Below are 531 nucleotides of genomic sequence, written 5' to 3'. Positions count from 1 at the left end.
GAAATGGTTCTGCATGTTCTTCTGGGGTTATTCCAGCGACGGGGTGTGCCTCTGCGGCGGCGCCCACAGCGCCCAGGGCTACAACTTCGTGCTCCCGCACGACTTTACGGATAGGCCCACCGCGCAGCGCAACTGGCGATTCTGCCAGAACTGCTGCTCCATGTTCTTCTGGGGCTATCCCCCCGACGGCGTCTGCCCCTCCGGCGGCGCCCACAGCGCCCAGGGCTACAACATCGTCCTCCCGCACGACGTACCGGAAACGCCCACCGCCCAGCGCAACTGGCGATTCTGCCAGAAATGCTTCTCCATGTTATTCAGGGGCTATCCCACCGACGGCGTCTGCCCCACCGGCGGCGCCCACAGCGCCCAGGGCTACAACTTCGTCCTCCCGCACAGCTGACGCTCCCGCACGAGGCCGGGCACGCCCCGCGCCACCGAGCTCGCCAGCCACGGCGACCACCGGATGGTGATGTCCTTCTCCGTCACCGGCCTGCGCACGCCCGGCATCACCTTCGACGACCCCGGCTGCGT

Annotated in this window: 1 protein-coding gene; it reads left to right on the top strand. The window is 67.4% G+C overall.

Annotated features, from left to right (window positions below):
* On the top strand, positions 1-400 hold a 400-nt coding region (locus tag PUR56_RS16040; protein WP_329949426.1), incomplete at its 5' end, for a hypothetical protein.
* Between the last annotated feature and the right edge of the window lie 131 nt (positions 401-531).

Source organism: Streptomyces sp. BE303 (genome assembly GCF_036290945.1).
In the GTDB taxonomy this organism is placed as follows: domain Bacteria; phylum Actinomycetota; class Actinomycetes; order Streptomycetales; family Streptomycetaceae; genus Kitasatospora.
Note: the sequence above shows the minus strand (reverse complement) of the source record. Positions and strands in the feature narration are given on the sequence as shown.